General features: G+C 56.1%; 20 protein-coding genes and 1 pseudogene. 11 read left to right on the forward strand and 10 right to left on the reverse strand.

All coding sequences use genetic code 11. The features are described from left to right. Positions 1-17 precede the first annotated feature (17 nt). Both LG294_RS15165 and LG294_RS15170 read left to right on the forward strand, forming a co-directional pair. Positions 18-1940, forward strand: a complete 1923-nt coding sequence (locus tag LG294_RS15165; protein ID WP_404287149.1) for an FAD-dependent monooxygenase — start codon at positions 18-20, stop codon at positions 1938-1940. A 130-nt stretch (positions 1941-2070) separates the two neighbouring features. Beyond that, complete coding sequence (locus LG294_RS15170) at positions 2071-3234, forward strand: MFS transporter (protein ID WP_404287151.1); 1164 nt, start codon at positions 2071-2073, stop codon at positions 3232-3234. On the opposite strand, the gene LG294_RS15175 is transcribed toward LG294_RS15170, so the two are convergent. Beyond that, positions 3231-3884 carry a LysE family translocator gene (locus LG294_RS15175; protein ID WP_404287153.1) on the reverse strand — a complete coding sequence of 218 codons (654 nt, stop codon included), beginning with the start codon at positions 3882-3884 and terminating at the stop codon, positions 3231-3233. The genes LG294_RS15170 and LG294_RS15175 overlap by 4 nt on opposite strands. 92 nt (positions 3885-3976) lie before the next feature. On the opposite strand from LG294_RS15175, the gene LG294_RS15180 reads away from it, so the two are divergent. Together LG294_RS15180 and LG294_RS15185 are read left to right on the forward strand one after the other, a co-directional pair. Then, on the forward strand, positions 3977-4312 hold the full coding sequence (locus LG294_RS15180) for a hypothetical protein (protein WP_404287155.1): 336 nt from the start codon (positions 3977-3979) through the stop codon (positions 4310-4312). A 58-nt stretch (positions 4313-4370) separates the two neighbouring features. Continuing rightward, positions 4371-4790 carry a hypothetical protein gene (locus LG294_RS15185; protein WP_404287157.1) on the forward strand — a complete coding sequence of 140 codons (420 nt, stop codon included), beginning with the start codon at positions 4371-4373 and terminating at the stop codon, positions 4788-4790. A 107-nt stretch (positions 4791-4897) separates the two neighbouring features. Here the strand turns inward: LG294_RS15185 and LG294_RS15190 are convergent, their stop codons facing one another. Continuing rightward, a complete protein-coding gene (locus LG294_RS15190; protein WP_404287159.1) occupies positions 4898-5455 on the reverse strand; it encodes a YceI family protein in 558 nt (185 codons plus the stop codon). Positions 5456-5677: 222 nt separating this feature from the next. Here LG294_RS15190 and LG294_RS15195 point away from each other — a divergent pair, with 222 nt between their 5' ends. Beyond that, positions 5678-5836 carry a hypothetical protein gene (locus LG294_RS15195; RefSeq protein WP_404287161.1) on the forward strand — a complete coding sequence of 53 codons (159 nt, stop codon included), beginning with the start codon at positions 5678-5680 and terminating at the stop codon, positions 5834-5836. A 188-nt stretch (positions 5837-6024) separates the two neighbouring features. Here the strand turns inward: LG294_RS15195 and LG294_RS15200 are convergent, their stop codons facing one another. From LG294_RS15200 to LG294_RS15215, 4 genes are read right to left on the reverse strand one after another with little or no spacing between them, the layout of a single operon-like run. After that, complete coding sequence (locus LG294_RS15200) at positions 6025-7002, reverse strand: glycine betaine ABC transporter substrate-binding protein (RefSeq protein WP_404287163.1); 978 nt, start codon at positions 7000-7002, stop codon at positions 6025-6027. Continuing rightward, positions 6999-7727, reverse strand: a complete 729-nt coding sequence (locus LG294_RS15205; RefSeq protein WP_404287165.1) for an ABC transporter permease — start codon at positions 7725-7727, stop codon at positions 6999-7001. The genes LG294_RS15200 and LG294_RS15205 overlap by 4 nt, the downstream gene beginning before the upstream one ends. After that, the gene (locus tag LG294_RS15210) at positions 7724-8926 is read right to left on the reverse strand and encodes an ABC transporter ATP-binding protein (RefSeq protein ID WP_404291792.1); all 1203 of its coding nucleotides are present in this window, start codon (positions 8924-8926) and stop codon (positions 7724-7726) included. Before LG294_RS15210 ends, LG294_RS15205 begins: the two co-directional genes overlap by 4 nt. Positions 8927-8975: 49 nt before the next feature. Beyond that, positions 8976-9617: an ABC transporter permease gene (locus LG294_RS15215; protein WP_404287167.1), complete on the reverse strand. Its 642-nt coding sequence runs from the start codon at positions 9615-9617 to the stop codon at positions 8976-8978. 216 nt (positions 9618-9833) lie between these two features. Here LG294_RS15215 and LG294_RS15220 point away from each other — a divergent pair, with 216 nt between their 5' ends. The 3 genes from LG294_RS15220 to LG294_RS15230 all read left to right on the forward strand — a co-directional run bounded on the left by LG294_RS15220 (position 9834) and on the right by LG294_RS15230 (position 13711). Further along, positions 9834-10685 carry a fumarylacetoacetate hydrolase family protein gene (locus LG294_RS15220; protein WP_404287169.1) on the forward strand — a complete coding sequence of 284 codons (852 nt, stop codon included), beginning with the start codon at positions 9834-9836 and terminating at the stop codon, positions 10683-10685. A gap of 182 nt (positions 10686-10867) precedes the next feature. Then, positions 10868-12382 carry an alanine/glycine:cation symporter family protein gene (locus tag LG294_RS15225; protein ID WP_404287171.1) on the forward strand — a complete coding sequence of 505 codons (1515 nt, stop codon included), beginning with the start codon at positions 10868-10870 and terminating at the stop codon, positions 12380-12382. Between the two features lie 870 nt (positions 12383-13252). Beyond that, positions 13253-13711 (forward strand): hypothetical protein, encoded by a 459-nt coding sequence (locus LG294_RS15230; protein WP_404287173.1) that lies wholly within the window; start codon positions 13253-13255, stop codon positions 13709-13711. Positions 13712-13936: 225 nt separating this feature from the next. Here the strand turns inward: LG294_RS15230 and LG294_RS15235 are convergent, their stop codons facing one another. Continuing rightward, a complete protein-coding gene (locus tag LG294_RS15235; RefSeq protein WP_404287175.1) occupies positions 13937-14119 on the reverse strand; it encodes a hypothetical protein in 183 nt (60 codons plus the stop codon). Between the two features lie 130 nt (positions 14120-14249). Between LG294_RS15235 and LG294_RS15240 the strand changes: the two genes are divergently transcribed. Both LG294_RS15240 and LG294_RS15245 read left to right on the forward strand, forming a co-directional pair. Then, the gene (locus LG294_RS15240) at positions 14250-14495 is read left to right on the forward strand and encodes a transposase (protein ID WP_404287177.1); all 246 of its coding nucleotides are present in this window, start codon (positions 14250-14252) and stop codon (positions 14493-14495) included. Between the two features lie 920 nt (positions 14496-15415). Beyond that, positions 15416-15788: pseudogene (locus LG294_RS15245) on the forward strand (IS481 family transposase); the annotation flags it as partial. 75 nt (positions 15789-15863) lie between these two features. Here the strand turns inward: LG294_RS15245 and LG294_RS15250 are convergent. The 3 genes from LG294_RS15250 to LG294_RS15260 all read right to left on the reverse strand — a co-directional run bounded on the left by LG294_RS15250 (position 15864) and on the right by LG294_RS15260 (position 17952). Further along, a complete protein-coding gene (locus tag LG294_RS15250) occupies positions 15864-16709 on the reverse strand; it encodes an HpcH/HpaI aldolase/citrate lyase family protein (protein ID WP_404287179.1) in 846 nt (281 codons plus the stop codon). Between the two features lie 331 nt (positions 16710-17040). Continuing rightward, positions 17041-17448, reverse strand: coding sequence for a DUF4262 domain-containing protein (locus tag LG294_RS15255; protein ID WP_404287181.1), 408 nt, complete (start codon positions 17446-17448; stop codon positions 17041-17043). A 60-nt stretch (positions 17449-17508) separates the two neighbouring features. Continuing rightward, the gene (locus LG294_RS15260; RefSeq protein ID WP_404287183.1) at positions 17509-17952 is read right to left on the reverse strand and encodes a DUF4262 domain-containing protein; all 444 of its coding nucleotides are present in this window, start codon (positions 17950-17952) and stop codon (positions 17509-17511) included. A 393-nt stretch (positions 17953-18345) separates the two neighbouring features. On the opposite strand from LG294_RS15260, the gene LG294_RS15265 reads away from it, so the two are divergent. Further along, positions 18346-19770, forward strand: coding sequence for an LLM class flavin-dependent oxidoreductase (locus LG294_RS15265; RefSeq protein ID WP_404287185.1), 1425 nt, complete (start codon positions 18346-18348; stop codon positions 19768-19770). The last annotated feature ends 14 nt before the right edge of the window (positions 19771-19784 follow it).

The raw sequence follows: 19784 nt of genomic DNA on the forward strand, positions 1-19784 counted from the left end.
ACTTCAGGAGTTGCACCATGCAGTACTACGAAAACGGCTACCACCCCGGTGACCCGGAAGTTCAGCCAGCCCACACGCCGCAGGCACAAGCCAAGGCTATCCCGGAACAGGTTGACGTTCTCGTAGTAGGCACCGGCCCGGCCGGTGCGGTGCTTTCAGCGCAACTGTCCGAATTCGAAGAAATCACCACCCTCATCGTGGAGCGCAACGCCGAACCGCTCAAGCTCGGTCACGCCGACGGCGTCGCTTGCCGAACCGTTGAGATGTTCAATGCCTTCGGGCTCGCAGATCGCCTGATTCGTGAAGCCTATGCAGTGAACGAGACGGTCTTCTGGCGCCCGGATGAAAACTTGCGTGAAAATATCTCGCGCAGCGGCAGGGTGAAAGATGTCGCCGAAGGCCTGAGCGAGTACCCGCATCTGATCGTCAACCAGGCGCGTCTGCAGGAATTCCTCTTCGAAAAAATGAGCAAGAATCCCAGCCGCCTCGCACCTCACTACGGGGTCGAGCTGCTCAGCGTGCTGGACACCGAGAACGGTGACTACCCGATACGCGCGCAGCTGCGCCGCGGCGGAGAAGACGGCGAAGAATTCACCGTTCACGCCAAGTACGTTGTCGGTGCCGACGGTGCCCGGTCAAATGTCCGGCGTTCCATGGGGATCAAGCTCGAAGGCGATGCCAAGAACCATGCCTGGGGCGTCATGGACATTCTTGCCACCACCACCTTCCCCGACATTCGTTTCAAAGCTGCCATCCAATCAGCAGACGGTGGCAATATCTTGCTGATCCCGCGCGAGGGTGGACATATGGTTCGCCTGTACGTGGACCTAGGCAAGCTCGACCCGGCAGACCGCGAAGCACGCAGCCGCTTCACCTCGGACCAGCTGATCGACACCGCGCGTCGCATCATGCACCCGTACACCTTGGACGTCAAAGAAATCGCATGGTGGTCTGTGTACGAGGTGGGCCAGCGCCTGGCAGGCCGTTTCGATAATTTGAACGCCGAATCGGCCAGGGACACCGAGCCTCGCATCTTCATCGCCGGGGATGCTTGCCACACCCACTCAGCCAAGGCCGGACAGGGTATGAACGTATCCATGCAGGACGCTTTCAACCTCGGTTGGAAGCTCGCCGCGGTGCTGCGCGGGCAAAGCCCGCAGTCCCTGCTGCGGACCTACTCCCAGGAACGCCAGGTCATTGCCCAGGAATTGATCGACTTCGACACCAAATGGTCCAAGACCATGTCCACCGCCCCGAAGGATCCAAATAATCCCGAGGCCGGCGGAATGGATCCGGAAGAAGTCCAGGCGCAGTTTGTCCAGGGCGGGCGTTTCACCGCCGGGTTCGGAACACAATACACAAAGTCGCTGCTCACCGGCGACACCGCGCATCAGGCACTGGCTGCCGGGTTCCCAGTCGGCGAGCGATTCTATTCCTCGCCGGTCACCAGAATCGCCGACGCCCACCAGATTGGCCTGGGGCACACCGCCAAGGCCGATGGCCGCTGGCGCCTGTATGCCTTCGCGGATCAAGACGCATCCGGGGCTTCGCCGAAGTTCGACGCGCTGATGGAATTCCTAGCCGAGGATGCGCAGTCACCGCTGAACGCCTTCACTGCACCCGGTGCCGGAATGGAATCGGCGTTTGATCTCAAGGGAATTTTCCAAGGCTCGCACACCGACACCACGGTGGCGCATTTACCTGCGGTGCTCCTGCCAAAGGTCGGTTCCTTGCAACTAACAGACTATGAAAAGGCCTACTGCTCTCAGCTTGAGGATGGCCAGGAGATCTTCGAGGCCCGCTCAGTAAATCGTGAGCACGGTGCGCTAGTGGTGGTTCGTCCGGATCAGTATGTGGCTCAGGTTCTTCCCCTGACCGCGACCGGAAAACTCGCCGAATTCTTTAGCGCCTTTATGAACCCTGCGCTGGTCCAGGCCTAAATACTAGAGCTTTACTCATGGTCCGAGTCGTCATCTGGCGGCTCGGACCATGTCATCTCCGCGAATACCTCGGCCCGCCTTTGAGAGCATAGGGTGTTCGTAGGTTATGGGTACAACGGTAGGAAAAATATTGAGCAAGTCACCGGCTGGCGAACCTCGGCAGCTGCCCGACTCAGCACTGCGTTTTGTTGGTTTTTTAGCTTTCTTCGACCGCTACGCCACGCCACCGATGTTCGTGGCGCTGTCACTGAGTACCGCCCTGTCACTGTCCCAAGCCGTAGAACTTGTGGCCGGCTACTCTTTGCTTTATGCCCTGGGACAGCCACTTTGGGGGCTACTGAGCGACCGGTTCGGCCGCTTGACGGTGCTTCGCTGGGCATTAATCGGTGCCATCCTCGGCGCGATCGCTAGTACGTTCTTCACTTCGTACTTTGCCCTGCTCATCGCACGCTCGTTGACCGGGCTGATGTTCGGCGCCCTTTACCCCACGTTGCTGACCCTGCTCGGGGATACCCGCGTGGGAATGGCCAAGGCCCGCGGGCTTTCGGATCTGCAAATCTTTTCATCCTTGGGCACCACATTGGCGACCCTTGTAGCCGGTGCTATAGCCTCTACCCTCGATTGGCGTTTGGTCTTCCTGCTGCCTGCCGCTGGAGCCGTAGCTGCCCTCTTGTCACTGCGCCAAGTGCAAGAGCCACAGCGTGTGCACACCACCACCAACTACAAAGCTGCTTTTGGCCGGGAGAACTTACTGCTCTACGCGGTGGTCTTCCTTGAAGGCGGGCTCCTGATGGGATTTTTGACATACATTGTTCCCGCGTTGCAAAGCGTCGGGATGGGCATCTGGCTCTCCGGCGTGCTGGGATGCGGATTTGCGGTAGGAGTGATTCTGGGTGCACGGTTCATGCGGCTGCTCGTGCCACGATTTTCACGCACCTGGCTTATCGGAATCGGCGGGGTCATCCTGATCCTGAGTTTTGCACCCTCCGCGGTGCTGCCCTCTGCAGGTTCTTATACGGTGACGGCTTTTCTGATAGGTGCCGCGAATGCCATCATGCACTCCTCCATGCAGGGTTGGGCCACCGAGGTTGCGCCCCAAGCTCGTGCCACCACGGTTTCCTTCTTTGTGTTCGCCCTTTTCTTCGGGGCTTCGGTAGCCACATATCTGACGGCAGACCTTGCAGAGCAAGGAAACTTCTCGCAGATTTTCGCGATAGGTTTTTGGCTGAGCATCCTGCTGGTGGCCGTCGCCACGTGGCTACATGCGCACTGGTACTCGAAGCGCGTGCACTAGAGCAGAGTACTGAGCAGCACTCCCACGCCCATGATGAAAAGTGCTGCACAGGCAACCCACTCCAAGCGCAGAGTGATCTCTGGCTTCTTGAACCAATGCATCGCTTTTGAAGCTGCGGTGCTCAATATCAGCAAATACAGGAAACCAACCGCCGCAAAGATCGCGCCCAAGCCCATCCCCCACAGCAGGGTATTGGAATCTTTGGGGATAAAACTTGGCATCATGGCAAGGAACAATAATCCTAATTTCGGATTCAGCGCTGCCGAAAGCACACCGGCGGCATAGGATTGGCGCAAGGTCTGAGACTGCCCCTGAGCGCCAGCTCTCGTTTCGGTGCGCGCAATGGCGCTATCGGCTTTGGCAACGGCGCGAGATTTCAAGAATCCGGAAAGTCCCAAGTACATCAGGTACAGCCCGCCAAGAATTGCAATGATCGATTCGATGACGGGGTAGCGTTGCATCACCGCTGCGGCGCCAGCGCCGGCCAGGGTGGCCCAGGCGAAAATTGCAGTCACCATGCCAAGAGCCGCGATGACACCGTGGAGCTGGCGTACCAGAGAAAAGCGAAGTACCAAGAAAGTATCTGGTCCTGGTGAGAGAGTCACCATCATGCAGACGCCGAGGTACGCCAAGAATGAAGCCCAAGTCATGATCACTAATTATAGAAATTAGTCACCAGAGTGTGTTAATCCATGACGTGGGCTTAGCATTAGAAGTGCACTACTTAGGAGGCAGAGGCAAAATGTCACAGCCGCAGTACGAACCGCAGCCCGGCGACCAAGCTCCCGCTGCACAGTTCAACGGACAATATCTGCCACCGCATCCTGGTGTTTCCTTGTCGCAAACTTCAATGATTCTGGGGATTCTCTCACTTTTTGTCGTTGGTGTGATCCTCGGTCCCATTGCCATCATGAAAGGCAATGAAGCCGAACGTGTCTACGGCGTCCCAGCAACGGTCGGCAAAGTCACCGGGATGATCGGCCTGATCTTCGGAGCCCTGCAGGTGCTAGCCATCGTTGGATACTTCCTGCTGATCCTATTCATAATTCCGTTCTCGATTTACGGTTCAGGAATGTAAGAGCAGTGAAGACTGCCAGAACGACACAATCATTCACTCTCAAAAATTAGGAGCCACCATGAGCACTTCGAATAACGAACCGAACAATCCCTACACCTCCGGAACCCCAGGCCAGCAGCCACAGTACCCATATCAGGCCCAGAACCAGGCCCCGGGTCAGAACCAGCAGTTTGGAGCCGGTCCGGGTTACCCCGGATACGCATATCCTCAGCAGCAGGCCGAAGGCGCCCAGCTGGCACAGACTTCGATGATTTTGGGCATCATTTCGTTATTCGTCGTCGGCATCATTCTGGGTCCAATCGCCATTTCGAAGGCTAAGAGGGCCGAGCGGGAATTCAACACCGATGCCACGGTCGGCAAGGTGACTGGCTGGATCGGGACCATATTCGGAATTATCGGAGTGCTCTACATAATTTTGATGATCGTCATGGCGGTCACCTTTGCCGGAACCGGTGCCATGTATTCCGATTACTCGTAGTCACTGAGAAGAATTAACGACAGAGCCCTGGCGATGCGCTTATGCGCACCGCCAGGGCTCTGTCGGTATCGGCCTTTCACCATCCCCCATGGATGGCTACAGGAAGCTTATTCTGCGGTTGGCAGAACGAAGGAAGCGTCGATCTCGATCTTGACCTTGTCGCTGACCAGCACACCGCCTGCTTCAAGAGCAGCGTTCCAGGTGATGCCGAATTCCTTGCGGGAAATGGTGGTCGAGGCGAAGAAGCCTGCGCGGGTTGCGCCGAAAGCGTCAACGACCTGGCCACCAAGCTCAGCCTTGAATTCAACCTGCTTGGTGACGCCGCGGATGGTCAGGTCGCCGATGAGAACGAATTCTTCAGCGTCACCCTTAGTTCCGGTGGACTTGAAGGTCATGACTGGGAATTCCTCGGCGTTGAAGAAATCGCCACTCTTCAAGTGGCCATCGCGGTTTGCGTCCTTGGTGTTGACCGAGGCGATCTGTACGGTAGCCTCGATCGACGACTCTGCCAGGGTCTGGCCGACGTTCAAGGTTGCGTCGAATTCCTCGAAGCTGCCGCGGACCTTGGAAACGCCTGCGTGGCGAACCGAGAAACCGATTTCGGAGTGCGATGCGTCCAGGTTCCAGGTACCGGCGGTCAGTGGTGAAGTTGCAGTTGAAGTCATTTTCAAATCCTTTTCCTCGACGCCAACCCGTAGTTGACGTTTCAATTTGTTTTGCTGATACAAGTATTGCACTAGTTAAGTTGAAGCGTCAACCATGTCACGGAAAAACTTTTGCCTCTCTTGAAAATAAGCCAGCTATTGATACTCTGACTAGTATTTTAATTTCAAAAACTTTTCAAGAGAACCTGCACCGATTACAGCGGTTCTGGTTAGACTAAGCGCATGACCATTGATTCAGGCAGCCCCAATAAAAAAGAGCAGGAAGCCGAACTAGCAGCGGATCTCGAAGAGATCTGGCAGGAGGAATCACCCACCACCGCACGAGCCACCAACGCGGCCGACGAAGTCGACGGCGAACTCGGCACCCGTGACGAATCCTAAAAATTCAGTCGAGCACTGCCGCACTTGCCTAGAGCCATAGGCACTAGCTATTCAAGTATCTCGACCCAATGCCGCCAGGAGAACAAACGGCGCATGAACACTGCGCAAGTTTTTTTGCTTGGGCTTCAACCACGAATGACCGCACCCAGGAACTTGTTCCGGGTACGGTCATCTCGCTCGGCGTTTTACTAAGGCGCGCTGATAAGACCTTCGTTTAGCATCCATTCATAGGCGACGTCAGCCGGCTCGCGCCCCTCAACATCAACCTGGTAATTCAACTCAAGCAATACCTCATCGTTCAGCAACGGAGAAATCTGCGCCATCACGTCTTTGACCCCGGGATTCTCCTGCAAGAACTCGGCGTTGAACGCGGGAGCCGCGTTATAGCTCGGGAAGTACTGTTTGTCGTCCTCTAGAACGGTCAGGTCTAACGCCCTGATTCGCCCGTCGGTTGTAAATACCTCGCCAAAGCTACAAGCGCCTTCTGCGGTTGCCTGATAAATGGCGCCCACATCGTACAAGCCAATGTTGTCTTCCTTCACCTGGCTGCCGCGCTTGATCCCGTAATGCTCAAGCATCGGGGTCAACCCATCACGACGCGAATTGAACTCTGGGTCCACACAGAAGGTCAGCTCTTCGGAATCAAGGGTCGACAAGTCCGAAAGCTTGGTAATACCCAAACGATCGGCAACTTCTCGGTTCATGGCCATGGCGTAGGTATTGTTCAGTGGGGCGGGTTCGCCCCAGACAATCCCATTGGCCACATCCTCGTCGCGCACCGCTTGCCACTGTTCTTCGGCTCCGGGCACCGGCTCTTCATGGCCGAGATAGGTCAGCCACGCGGTACCCGTGTACTCCCATAGCGCGCTGGCGTCCCCGGAAAGCAACAGTTCACGTGCCGGTTGTGACCCGGGCACATTTGTCAGGTCCGTAACATCATAGCCGGCGACGTCCAAGGCAATCACGGAGATTTTTCCCAAGATCAGTTGCTCGGTAAACGCCTTGGAGGTGACGGTGACCTTTGCATCTTGACCCAGATCAGGAATCTCTTCAATAAGTCCCGAGTTGGCGTCGGGCACCGAGCCGGTGGAGGGACTCAAGCCGCAACCGGTCAAGCCGATCAGCGCCGCGAAGGACAAAGCTCCAAATTTCAATTTGCGATTCACGAGAGTCCTTTCGGCCGGGCGACTTGCTCTACGACTCGACCAATCCAGTCGATGGTCAAGGCAAGCAATGCGACTAGTAATGAGCCCGCAATGAGCACAACGTTCAGGTTCAAATTCACCCCGGTGGTGATCAGAATTCCCAGTCCGCCACCATTGATGAAGGTTGCCAAGGTGGCGGTGCCTACTAGCAGCACCAACGCTGTGCGGATGCCGGAGAGCATCACGGGGACCGCGAGCGGAAGCTCGACCTTGAACAAGACGGCCATCTGGCTCATGCCAATTCCGCGCCCGGCTTCCACCAGCCGTTCATCGACCTGTTGCAAGCCCACAATGGTGTTTGAAAGTACCGGCAGGATCGCATAGATCACCAAGGAGACAATGGCAGTTGCCGGTCCGAAACCAAGCCAGAACGCCAAGAGCACAACCACGCCGATGGCCGGCGCAGCTTGGCCGAAGTTCGCGACCGCGCGTACCGCGGGAGCTGCCCGGCGGAACGCTGGTCGGGTCAGGATGATGCCGAGGGGAATCGCAATAATCAGCACGATCACCGCTGAGATGACCGTGATTTTCAGGTGATCCAGGGTGTATCCCCAAATCGTTGCCGGATCCAGGGTCTGCCGTTCGGTATCCGTGAGGTTGGCATTTACCAACCAGATCACCAGTATGGCGAAGGCCACCGCAATGCCAAGGAGCTGGTAGATCAGCCCACGTCTTTCCGAATTCATGAAGATTCACCGCCTGATTTGCGGCGGTCCATTTGGATGGCTTCAATATTGATGGCACCGGAGTTCAATCCGACCGGTGCGTCATGGTCATCATCCAGGTTGGCGTTGCTCGCAGAAATCGCTTCCATCACCGTCTGTACCGTGATGATGCCGCGGAGCACATCGCGACGCCCGGTCACCAGCGCCGATTCGGTGCTTGCCACCAACATCGTGTCCAGCGCATCGTTCAAGGTAGCCTGTTCGCCGACAACCGGTAAATTCGGGTCATAGGTGCCGTCGATAATCTCCGCACGGGAGAGCTGACGTCGGTTGAGCCGGCGCAACGGGCGACCACGCGAATCCAGAACCACCGCATATTTGCGCCCAGCGCCCTGCAGCTGCGAAAGCACCTCGGAAGCATTCTTTCCGGCGGTGGTAGTGATGGCTTCGGAAAGTTCCACCTCGTTCACTCGCGTCAGCGTCAACTGCTTGAGGCCAGCACCGGAACCGATGAAGTTTTCCACGAATTCGCTGGCCGGGTTGGCCAAGATCCGCTCGGGGGAATCATACTGTTCCAGTTGGGCGCCTTCATTGAAAATCGCGATCCAGTCCCCCAGCTTCACCGCTTCGTCGAAGTCGTGGGTCACGCAAACGATGGTCTTCTGGACTTCCGACTGAATATTCAGCAGTTCGTCTTGCAAGCGCTGACGGGTGATCGGGTCTACAGCGCCGAACGGCTCATCCATCAGCAGCACCGGAGGATCCGCGGCTAGCGCGCGGGCCACGCCTACACGCTGCTGCTGGCCACCGGAGAGCTCCTTCGGGAAGCGGTCGCGGTACAGTTCAGGGTCCAGCGAGACCAGTTCGAGCAGCTCGTCGACGCGAGCGGCAATTTTTTCCTTGGACCAGCCAAGCATCTTCGGCACCATGGCGATATTAGTTGCCACCGTCATGTGCGGAAACAGGCCTCCGGCCTGAATGACATAGCCGATGCGTCGTCGCAGTTCATCGCCGTCCATGTCGGTGACGTCTTCGCCATTGATTACGATCTTGCCGGACGTCGGCTCGATCAGACGATTGATCATTTTCAACGTCGTGGTTTTGCCGCAACCCGAGGGGCCGACAAACATCACGATCGATCCGGCAGGGATCTCAAGGGTGAGTCCGCCGACCGCGGATTTCTTCTGTCCCGGGTAGGTCTTGGTGACCTCCTGGAGCATGATCGATGCCCCGGTGACATTATTTTCGGTGCTGGTTTCGACTTTATTTTCAGACACGGATACCTCGCGGGGTAGTCAGTCGGCCAATGCCGAGCAAGATCAAATCAAGTATGAGCGCCAGAATGACGACCCCGATCACGCCGGTGATGACGGATTCAAGGGAGTTTGCGCCACCTAATCGGGAAAGGCCGGAGAAGATGTAGCCGCCAAGTCCTGGACCCAGTACGTAGGACACAACGGCCGCCACACCCATAACCATCTGCGCCGAGATGCGCACTCCGGTGAGTATGACCGGCCACGCCATAGGCAGTTCAACGGCGAGCAGAGTTTTCATTCGGCTCATCCCGATGCCCTTCGCCGATTCGACGATGGTCGGTTCTATGTTGTTCAGCCCCACAATTGCATTTCGCAAGATCGGTAGTGCGGCGAAGAATGTCACCACGATTACCGCTGGCAAGACGCCGAATCCAAAAGGAACAATTAACAGACCAATCAGCGCGAAGGACGGGATCGTCAATCCGATGGCGCTGATGCCGTTAGCCACTCCGGATAATGATTTACTGCGATATACCAATACTGCGATCAGTACGGCAATGATTGTCGCCAAGACAAGGCACTGGGCTACAAGCCACAAATGCTGCCAGGAGGCGAATAAGATTTGGCGATATCGCTCGCCGAAAAAGTCACCCACATTAAGACCTGCTTCACTTTAGTTTCGTACCATCCGTTGAGTTCGAAGGATTACTTCGACTCAGCTTTTGTCCTAAGTTTACGTGGCGAGCGGCCACACCTTCGGTTTCAATTTGATAAAACTTCGCTTGACTTGGTTCGATGCGAGTGTCGTTTTGGCCTAATTAGACTCCGCAACAGGCTAGCCAAGACGGTGTGGATGTAGTGAGATAGGAACATGAAACTAGCTACCGTGCGACTGACCACCGAACCGGGCCTGACGACAGCAGCCGTCATTGAAGAGGGCCGACTGTACTACTTGGAAAATCTTGCCAACGTTCAAAAATTCCTGCGCCTCGATAACGCAACGCAGCAAGAAGTCGTCGCCCGTGCACTTGTCGGTGAATCCATCGCCGAGGGCGAGGCGGATTATGCTGCCCTGATCCCAACCCCAGCAAAGGTGTACTGCATTGGGCTGAACTACCGGAACCACATCGCCGAGGTGGGAGCCGAAGAACCAAAGTTCCCCACGGTCTTTGCCAAATTCGCTTCCACGCTCTGCGGAGCAAATGACGACATCGAAATCCCCGCCGAAGACCACCGGATGGACTATGAGGGAGAGCTGGCCATTGTCATCGGCAAACCGGGACGTCGGATCTCTGCCGAGGACGCGGAGAATCATATCGCCGGCTACGCGGTCTCCAACGATGTCTCCATGCGCGGCTTCCAAGGACGAACTACCGAATGGCTCCAGGGCAAGGCCTGGGATAAATCAACACCGGTAGGACCATGGTTGGTGACGACCGAAGAATTCACCCCCGGAGCCAAGATCACCACAAAGGTCAACGGCGAGGTAGTCCAAGAAGATTCAATCGACGATCTCGTCTTCTCCGCCGCCGAACTGGTCTCCTACCTATCGGTGATTAACGAGTTGCAGCCCGGGGACCTGATCCTCACCGGAACCCCTGCGGGCGTTGCCTTAGGGCGTCGCGACGATCATGGTCGACGCCCCTGGCTCAAGGCCGGCGACGTCTTGGAGACGAGCATCGAGGGTCTAGGTACCTCCGCGGTGAAGTTCACCTCCGCTTAACTCTGTTTGAATTCCAGTTTCCCCGAGTCGCATCCGCCGGCTCGGGGAAACGTTTTTAACCCCGAACGCGACACGAAACAGTGTTTGTGATTTGACTCTCAGCATCACGTATGATGGCTCACAATGTCACCTATGGTGGCAGTCATCACCGCATATCACTCGCATCGAAGGATCTAGAGCTCATGGACTCACTGGGAACACTCTTCGGAGATATCTCCTCGGTCATTTGGGGACCGTTTGTCCTCATCCCTTTACTTTTAGGAACAGGCCTGTACCTCACCATCCGCTTGGGCGGATTGCAGTTCCTCAAACTCATCCCAGCAATTAGGTTAGGTATCTTCAAGCGCAAGGATGCGGGCGCCGAAGGCGATGTCTCGCAGTTCCAGGCGCTCACCACCGCACTAGCAGCCACGGTGGGCACCGGTAACATCGTGGGCGTTGCCACAGCCATCGGCATCGGTGGCCCGGGCGCGTTGTTCTGGATGTGGGTGACCGGCTTGCTCGGCATGGCCTCCAAATACACCGAAGCCTACCTAGGCGTTCGCTTTCGCGGCACCGACGCTGCCGGCGAAAAGTCCGGCGGTCCGCAGAACTATCTAGAGCGTGGCATCAGAGGCCCATTCGGCAAGTTCCTGGCACTATTCTTCGCTATCGCCGCGACGCTCGCCAGCTTCGGCATCGGCAACATGACCCAGGGCAACTCGATTGCAGCCAACTTGGAGAACTCCTTCAACGTGATCCCATGGGTCACCGGCGCGGTTCTCACCGTCCTGTCCATGGCAGTGCTGGTCGGTGGCATCAAGTCCATTGGTAAGGTCACCGCAGGATTCGTACCGATCATGATCGTCTTCTACGTGGCGGCCTCGGTCTTCATCTTGATCTCTAACGTCAACGGCATCCCAGCCGCCTTCGCTCAGATCTTCACCGATGCCTTCACCGGAACTTCCGCAGTAGGTGGCTTCGCCGGCTCGGCAATTATCATCGCCGTGCAGTTCGGTGTGGCTCGCGGTATCTTCTCCAATGAGTCGGGCATGGGTTCGGCAGCTATCGCTGCGGCCGCGGCGCAGACCACTCACCCGGTCCGCCAGGGCCTGGTCTCCATGACTCAGACCTTCATCGACACGATCATCGTGGTTACCTGCACCGGCTTGGTCATCATCACCACCGGCACCTGGAAGCTGATCGATGAGGAAACCGGCGAGCAGATCTCCGCGGCATTGATGACCGGTGAAGCCTTTACCAATGGTCTACCAGGTGAATGGGGCCACTGGATCGTCACCATCGGATTGGTCATGTTCGCTTTCTCCACCATCCTCGGCTGGTGCTACTACGGCGAACGCAATATCGAACGTCTCTTCGGCCGCAAGCTCGTCATGCCATTCCGCATCGTCTTCTCACTGGTCGTCTACGTAGGCTGCACCACCGAGCTGACCGCTGTCTGGAACTTCTCGGACATGATGAACGGTTTGATGGCACTGCCGAACTTGATCGGTCTGCTCATCCTGTCGGGCATGGTGGCTCGTGAAACCCGCTGGTACCTGAAGAATGATCCGAAGTTGGAAGCCAACAAGGCCGAGATCGAGGACTTCATGTCGGGCCGTCCAGGCTGGGTCGAGTGGAAAGCCGGTGACGTCATCGGTTCATCACGCAACCGCGGCGCTCACCAGTCTCGGCAGGATCCGGATCCAGTCCGCTAAGAACTGAGAGCCGGTTCTCTTACAGAATCGGAGAGCTGCCGTTCTTACCCCTTTGGGTAGGAGCGGCAGCTCTTTTTTGTTGCAGCAGATAGGACGCAGAAGGCCGGCGCCTGCACTGTTCATGGGGTCTTTGCGTTGCTGTGATGTTTTAGGACTTGATCATCTAGCTCTTGCATCCCTCATCTTCACCCACGAAACCTACTGTCAACTAAATCACCCAACCCTCCTACAAAAGTATGATTTACATCCAGATCCATCCTATGTAGTGTATTTACACAAGAGGGTTGGTTAAATTCGTACAAGACATCCGGCTCGACTTATCTATTATAAACCAACTAAATCTTCATGAAAGGAAATAATGCTGAAGTTTCTCGGACTTTCTGCTGACACTTCATCCGAAACCACTATCCCAATCTGGCAGGGAGTACGACGGAAGCATAGAATAATCGCAAACCTCGTTTCGATTGCGCTAGCAACAGCTGTCTTCTTCCTGACTCGCTGGCTACTTGCAGATCTACCTTCCGAGGGCTATTTGCCACACGTTCCATGGAACGCTGCTGCAGCTATCCTCCTACTTTCCAAGTTAATTGCAGAGCGCGGACTGATCCGGAACACGTCGACGCAGGATTCCGATCACTAACCGGAGCCTTATCGCAACCACGTATATTCACTCAGAAGTACAAAACAATTAAAAGAGTAATCGCGGCTACCTGCTCCGCAACATTAGTAGGACTCCTCTTAGTAGCTGCCCCGAGCAGCGCATTCTCCCAACCACTTCCAACGCCCGAGCAGAAGCGCGAATTTTCCGCTGTCAGCGCTCCGACTGGGCCAGTTGCTCTTGACCAGTTTGAGGAATGCCCTACTGTCAATTTGCCCGTTCCAACCACCAGCGACTTGGGCGCAATGCTGGGTCCGGGCATCTCGGAAGAGCTCACTTCGGGGCAGATAAAAATGCTTAACCAATCACGCGTATCACAGGGAAAGAAACCCTTCGCTGGTGATTTCACAGGCATCCGCTACTTCGATTCTGGACGGATTGTTAGTTTAGATTCCTCGGGACGCGTCATCGAAGAACTCGCCTCGTCAGACGTCGCCTCAGGATTCGTCATTTCCGATAAAGAATCCCCCGGGAATTTTGCTCAGGTAGCTTCGTTTACTTCAGAAGCGAAACGCGTATTGAAGGCATGCCTAGGTCTCGATGCATTAACTATCGAAGCACTCGTTCAGGAGCTTGCCACCCCTAAGAATGCAGTGAAATTTGTCGTACGCCGTATCGGTGTCTTTGCCGCTGTAGCCTGTGCCGGTGGCATTATCTGGGAATACATCTAAGACGGCAATTAAAACTCTTCAAGTCAGCGAATCAGAATAGCGGCCCGAGGCCTGCACAGATCTTTCGGTGCAGGCCTCGGGTATTCTTTTACGCTTCCAGCATCGCGGTACCTTCCAAAAGCTTCGGACCTCACTCGGCCAGGAACTGCCCCGGGCACGGGTTCACTGGTGCATCATTGCCACCCAGATGGCGCACCACACCCCACATTGTGTTCAGCCCAGTGGTTAACGCACCCTCGGCCCAGTCTGACGTCCAAGACACATCGTCGTCACGGGGAAGATGCCGCGGTGCTCGGGCGCAATGTCCTGCTGGTCGAAGTGCGTGTACAACCGATCCTGATAGCGGTAATGCCCTGGCAGGTTCGCCTTGAAGGTACCCAGGAAGTTCGCGTCCGACTTCGAGGACATAGTAACTGGTTGACCCACGAAGTGGTGCGAATGTCTACACCCGGGTTAATCTTCTCCATCGTGTGCGGCATCAGTTTGAATCGCACCGGGTTTAATAGAGGCAAGGAAATTGGAAAATTGGATTCCTCTCTTGCCGATCAAATACACTGACTCGCTGAAGACCCGCGCTATCAAGCTAGTGCTCCACGCTCAGTCGAATTCGGACTCAGCTAACGGAGCGAACAGACGCGTAGTCGAGAAGCTGGAACTGAGCAGCGAGACTTTGCGAACCTGGGTCCGAAGACACAAGTTGAGCGGCGCCCCGGCGCCGGCCCGGGCAGTAGATCTGGATGCCGAGAATAAGCGCATTCGCGCCGAGCTTGCCGAAACCAAGTGAGCAAACGAGATCCTTCAGAAAGCCACGACTTTCTTCGCCGCGGAGCTCGATCGCCCTGAGTTCGTACTATGCGTTCAACAAACACCAAGCATCGGCCCGCAACGTGCGTGACGAGCAGCTGCTGCCTAAGACCCTAGAAGTCTACGAGGATAATTATTTCTGCTACAGGGTTCGGAAGATTTGGCACGCGATGAACAATGCGCGTGCCGATGAATTCGAGCTGTTTGTTCGGTACAACTTTCAGAGGCAGATGAAGAAGCTGGGGATTGATGGGGGTGCGGCGTAAGCGGTAGAAGCCGCGGACTCGTTCCTCTCACCCGGAACCATGCCCAGGGGATTTGGTGGAACGCAAGTTCACCGCTAGTGCTCCTGTCCAGCTATGGGTTGCTGACATCACTTATGTGTCAACCCGGACGAGGTGTATACGATGTTTATTTTGGATGTCTTCAACCGTAAAATCGCTGGCCGGCAGGTGACGAACCCTATGCGGGAGTCGCTGGCTAGGGATGCTGTGAGGATAACTCTGAACAATAATACAAGGTTGATGAGGACGCGACGCGCGGCTGCTTCACCATTCGGATCGCGGCGTACACTTCAGATCGATCAAATATGGCCAGACGCTGGCAGAGTCCAAGGTCGTCGCATCGGTTGGTGTCTGTGGGGATTCGCATGAGAACTCCATGGCAGAGGCGCTGAATTCGGCCTACAAGACTGAGCTGTTTGACCGGCGCGATTGGTCGGGGCAGGTTGGAGTCATGGCCGCGACATCGAGTTCGGGGGGGCTGGCACAACTTGAAGCGGCTTCATCAGCGGCTGGGTATAGGCTGCCGGCTGTGGGTAATGCACAGTGGTCGGGATAGACGGTTGAGGCCGCTTAGGAAAACAAGTTAAAGAGTCTCTACAAAACCCGGTGCTTGACAATCCCCGACGGCGGCGGGCACTGCATCATGGAACGGGCCCCGGGAAACGCAACAAGACCAAGACGCCTCAGAACTGCCGCCCCTGCTACGCTTACCTGCACAACGAGATGGACGACCACTCGTGCCTGGCCTACACCGAGATCTTGGAGGATGAGAGGTAGGAAACCGTGGCCCTGTTGTGGGAACGGTCCAACGCCTACTTCCGGGGCGCCGGGGTCACCGTGAAGCGGGCACTCACGGACAACGGGCCGGTTACCGCTCCCATGCCTTCGCCGATGTTCGGGGACCGGAGATCAAGCATAAGCGCACCCGGCCCTGCCGGCCCCAGAGCAACGGCAAGGTCGAACGGTTCGACCGCACCTTGCTCGGGGAATGAACCTATGCTTGGCCTGGCCGCATGGAAGCCCGCAGAGTGACTGCCTTCCCACACCCGGTTAGTACGTGGAGACTATGCGTTCCACAGTCCGTAGGAGTCGGCAAGATCTGCAATTTTCTGTGCACGAGCTAGTCGTGGCAGGTAGGATCCGTCGCCAACCGAGGCACCTGCAGCGTGTGCTTCGAGTAGTTCCATGGCCCACGAGAGTTCGTCTTCGCTTGGTGCCAGTGCGGCGTTGATGCCATCGACGTGGTCACGGGACAGCGAGAGTTTTCCGGTCATACCCATGGATGCGGTCACCAGAGTTTCTTCGGTCACCTTGGCGGCATCGGCACCAGCAGGTGGTGGGCCGTCGATAGCTCCTGGTAGCTTGCCCACACGGGATGCGATCACCAGTTTGCCACGGGCATAGGCCAAAGCCAGCGGGTCATCGGAAACACCAGTGTCTTTACGGAAGTCATTAACGCCGAAGGCCAGACGGAAGGTGCCAGGCGCCGAAGCGATGTTCGTGGCGTTTTCAATACCCACGGCGGTTTCGATCAACGCGAGCACTGGGGTGCCGGCGCGCAAGCGCATCGCGGTGTAGGTAACCTGCTCCGGCTTTTCGGTCATCGCGAGCATGACACCGCGCAGGCCCGGAGTTTCAGACAAAGCGGCAAGATCATCGGCCCAGAAATCTGTGTCCGTGCCGTTGACGCGAACCCAAGCGGTCATGCCGTTGGAAAGTGCGCGCACCACGTTGTCGCGAGCCAGAGTTTTTTTGTCATCTGGCACGGCCGCTTCCATGTCAAAAATCACCGAGTCGGCTTCACAGGCTAGACCGGGTCCGAAGTCTTCTTCTTTGGCAGCATTAACCAGAAGCCACGAACGGGACAATTTTGCTGGGAGAGCCGCAGCGCGACGATTTCGGAAAGCCATATTACAAGCCTACTCACTTTTTTAGCCGGTCTTCCACCGACACTCATCGGCAGCTACTACTTGCACTGCAGCTCACAGATGATGCTGATTACACACACCTGTGGTCAGACCAAATAGGATTCGTGTTTCCGATTCTAAGGAAGAGAATTTAGCTCACTACGCCTTTACGGCGACCGAATTTCAACAGGGATGAAACCATGAAAAAATGGCAGAACATCCCTGCCACCGGAACCAGAACGTGAAGTTTCTGTGGCGACTGGCTAAAGGCACTGTCCGCCGCCCGCGCCAATACCCACTCGATTTCTGTCGTCGCAAATCCCGTCGCGCGGACTTAATTCAGGTTGGCGCGTAGCGCTCCAGGGGGAAAACCTTCACCGGCAAAGACAATCTCTAGCACTCGGACCGCTTCGCCATAGCGCCTGTACGCATAGGGCACCTGCAACCTAATACCCGACGAAATACAAGAGAAAACCAGAAGACTGCCGTCTTTCCAACACGAGGAGTGTCCATGGCTGAACTTCTCATGTTGATCCAGTACGGATGCAGAAAATCCGTTTAACATCTGCATGCTGTCTTCCGTGCTGAGACCCCGGACAAGAAACTCTGGGTGACCGATTTTGCTCAAACCGACCGTATACGCGTACGGCTCCGTACAGTCATCGCCTTCTGCGTAGATAATTTCCCGGCCGTAATCCAGAATTCGTTGGGCAGTTCGAGCTTCAAACTGCTTGCGCGTCATTCCATTACACATATCGCACATGACATACTCCTAAGGATTCGTGCGGACTATGGAGTTCTTTCACCATGAATAAAGTTCATCTTCAAGACTGGCAAAGCTCAAAGGTTCATCGCACTGTAGCCAGTTGGGCGTTTCTTCGCCGTAAATTTCACCAACGATTTCCATGACGAGCAGACCGTCTGGTGCCTCTCGGAAAGTCAGGTCCTTGAACAGCGATGTGCTCTGGGATCCTACGTCGAAGTTCTGTCCATGCAGAGTTACCTGTTCGGCTAGATGCGATAGCAGTGCATGGACGTCATCGTCGGCTCCGCCGACGGTCATTGCCTCACAATGTCCGAGATTGGTCAGTCCAAGGGTGAATCCAAGTACTCGTTGACTGCCTCCCCGCCTGCATAGCAAGATGGCAAAACCCTTGGCGTCGATCTCGGCTTTGGTCAGCAAAACCAATCCTCGCAACGGCAAGTCGCAACGGATTCCCATAGTGACTTCCGTTTCCTCTTCCATGACAATTCCTCCCGTGCTGTTGAGATATCTGCAAGTGTTCCGTCAAATGGTTCCTCGTGGGTGGAGGCATCCAGATTTGTGGATAACTTAGATAAGTCGACGGGCCGAGTGCGGAATCAGAGGAGCTCCAGTCATCGCAGGTGCAGGTAGTTGGTGTTGTTCTGGCAAAAGATGACAGCCGTAGTCATCGCTCACGTGCTCGGCCTCATTTAAGGACTTGTGGGGTCTTTCAACGACATAAATAGGCGTCATGTTCCGGCAACAAACCCGTATGCGCTTCATTTAGCTACCTCTCGGGACCTCTTTGTTAGCAAAGCTGGCTTAGCCATGAGGACGCTGAAAGCATCGAGGAAGCCACCGATTCAGCCATGCCACAGACCCCGGGAGCAGCACATGGGCAAACCACTTCACTTCAACGCATTCGTCATGAATACGACAAGCCATATCCATCACGGTCAATGGCGTCGTCCGGACGCCCAACAGACCGAGTTCAACGATGTGAACACGTGGATTAATCTTGCCAAGATCCTCGAAGACGCGAAATTTGATGCGATGTTCTTCGCCGACGTCTCCGGTTTATATGGTGACTCAGATGCCGACTACGACGTTTATGCGCATGAAGGGCTGCAGATTCCTTCAAATGATCCGACGGTACTGCTTGGCGCACTGGCGGTAAGCACCAAGCACATTGGCTTGGCCACGACCTCCAACGTGGTGCAGAACCATCCGTTTAATTTTGCCCGGCAGATTTCCACTCTGGACCACATTTCAAATGGTCGCATTGCCTGGAATATCGTCACCGGTATCAATGACAATGCATCGCGCAATTTTGGGCTGCCACAGCTCACCGATCACACCGAACGTTACGCGTGGGCCGACGAATACGTTGATGTCGCATACAAGCTTTGGGAAGGCTCCTGGGACGAAGATGCCCTGCTCAAGGACAAGGAAGACGGTCGGTACTCGGACCCATCCAAGATCCACAAGATCTACCACGAGGGAAAACGCTACAAAGTCGAAGGTCCGCACCTGCCAGCCCCTTCCCCGCAGCGCACCCCGCTACTTTTTCAGGCAGGTTCCTCCACCTCGGGACGTGACTTCGCCGCCCGCAATGCCGAGGCAGCGTTCATCATTGCCCCGTCTCCAGCCATTGCCAAGGAGCTCATCGCCGACACCCGCCGGTTGGCGGTGTCCTACGGCAGAAATGCAGATGACATCAAGTTCTTCCAGGGCCTGTCCTTCGTGATTGGAGATACCGACGAGGAAGCACAGCAGAAGGCCACGTACTACGACGAATTTGTCAGTATTGATGGGTATCTGGCGCACATGGCCGTGGTCGATAAAACGGGTCAGGTATATCCTCCCCAGACTCCGCTCTCCCAGCTGGATACCAATACCGGCAAGGGATTCACCGAGTGGGTTTCCAAATACATTACAGACCGCGAGCCGGTGGTCGCCGACTTGGCGCATCTGCAGGCGCAGAACACCCGGGTGGTTGGCACTCCCGAGCAAATCGCGGATCAGATCGAACTGTGGCAGGCAGCGGGAGTGGATGGTATCAATGTCATCAACTGGGTGATCCCGGGTTCCTTCCAAGAGTTCGCGGATAAGGTTCTGCCGGTTCTGCGCGAGCGCGGTCTGGCGCAGCGTGAATACTCCGAAGGCACCCTGCGCCAGAAGCTCTTCGGCGACGGCGATTTGCTCAATGAGCGCCACCCGGCCGCCGGCTACCGCGGCGCGTTCACCCAGGGCCCCGGGAACTGGGATGAAGCCAACGCGTTACGTAGCGAAAATAGTGAATTACCAGTGGTGAGCTAATCGCTGCAACTTTG

This window comes from Glutamicibacter arilaitensis, assembly GCF_044793945.1.
Taxonomy (GTDB): domain Bacteria; phylum Actinomycetota; class Actinomycetes; order Actinomycetales; family Micrococcaceae; genus Glutamicibacter; species Glutamicibacter arilaitensis_B.